This is a genomic window from Nitratidesulfovibrio oxamicus (assembly GCF_015731765.1).
In the GTDB taxonomy this organism is placed as follows: domain Bacteria; phylum Desulfobacterota; class Desulfovibrionia; order Desulfovibrionales; family Desulfovibrionaceae; genus Cupidesulfovibrio; species Cupidesulfovibrio oxamicus.
The window spans coordinates 1-1,544 of record NZ_VRYY01000521.1 but is presented as its reverse complement, the minus strand read 5'-3'; the positions used below and the strand labels follow the sequence as shown (position 1 = coordinate 1,544).

Annotated in this window: 2 protein-coding genes; both read right to left on the bottom strand. The window is 69.8% G+C overall.

Annotated features, from left to right (window positions below):
* Nucleotides 1-236, bottom strand: a 236-nt coding sequence (locus FVW20_RS14870; protein WP_196610219.1) for a hypothetical protein, incomplete at its 3' end; no start/stop codon positions are given.
* 515 nt (nt 237-751) lie between these two features.
* The coding region (locus FVW20_RS14865; RefSeq protein ID WP_443677873.1) for a VgrG-related protein at nt 752-1,544 on the bottom strand (793 nt) is incomplete at its 5' end.

The window sequence follows — 1,544 nt, the reverse complement described above, 5'->3', positions numbered from 1 at the left end:
CCCAGCACCACCCCGGGCCTGTGCGCCGTTTCGGGCGCGGCGCGCATGCCGGTGCGGGCCACGGCGGCCACCACGTCGTCGGGGCGCAGGTCCAGACCCTCCATGTCCACGCGCATGCGGCGGGACAGCACGTCGAATTCCAGCCGGTCGGGGTTGCCCACCAGCGGGGTCAGCGCGTGCCGCAGGATGCTCACCTCGTTGGCGCAGTCCATTTCCTCGATGCGAAAGGCGGTCATGGGCGTATCTCCGTGGAAAACCGGCGGCCCGCGCGTGCAGGCTGCCCGTCCGTTGATTCTGCGTGCACATATGAACACGTGTTCATATGTGCAGAGTATGCGGGAGACGCCACGGTGTCAACGGCCCGGCGCGACAGTGTTGGCAAAACCGCCCCACCGGGCAGCTAACAGATGACAAAACGCCGAAAATCCGCCCTGTTCCGATGCAGCAGGCCGGAAGAATGTTGCAGGTCATGAAGGGGAAGGCGCCCCGAACGGGCACGGGCGGAAACAATCGGACGCGCCAAAAGACCGACACCCGGGCTTTCACCGGGAATCGGCGGATGGCGCGCACCGTTGCGGACTGTGTGTTTTTTGGGGGACGAGGGCGCGACGGGTGACGCCGGACCGGCGAAACGGCCCGGGCGAAGATCACGGGCAGCCCTGCCCGACCGGCCAGCGCGACCCACTGGGCGCAGGCCGTCTGGCGGACGGTCTGGCGAACGGTCCGGCAGACGGTGCCGGAACCTGCCGCGCTACGCGCGGTTCTTGCCGTCGGTCATGGCCAGGGCCAGCCTCATCTCGCGGTCCAGGCGGTTCTGCACGGCGGCCTGCACCCGCTCGGACGAGGACCCGAACTGGCCGGAACGCACCGCGTACACCTCGCGGATGAGCTGCTTCTCGAAGTTGCGGCCCGCCCTGGCGGTGCCCGCCTGCACGGCGGCGTCGCCGTTCCCGCCTTCATGGGCCGCGGCCTGATGCTCGGTCATGTTGTCCAGCGCGCGGGCAAAGATGCGGGTGGCCCCGGCGGGGCCGTGCTGCACGGCGGTACTCCACAGCACCTCGCGCAGCGCGGGCGACAGCGTGCCCTTGCTCAGCCCGGCGGCGCGGCTTACGGCCTGCAGGGCGGGGGCATAATGGCTTTCATGGATGAACTGCTCTTGCAGGGCCTCGAACCGGTCCGGCTGTTCCTCGGCTATTTCGCGCCACACGCGCGGCATTTCGCCGGTCTTGCCGCCGGTGTTGGCGGGTCCGGCAGCCTCCAGACGCGAGGCTATGTCCGGCGCGGCCTGCCGGGCAAAATCAAGGAAGCGGTCCATGGTCCCGGCCCGGGACGAAATCTGGTACTTGCCGTACGAGGTGCCCCCGTGCCGGTCATAGCCGACGGCGGCAATACCGTCCTCGCCCGACTCGAACTGCGCGGACAGCCCGCCGATGTCGCCAGCCGAAGCGCCTGCCCCGTCCCGACGGCCCGACTTGTCCGCTTTATCGGGTCGCTCCCGCCGCGCGGACTTGCCAGCGCCGCCCTGCACACCGCCGCGCCCCGGC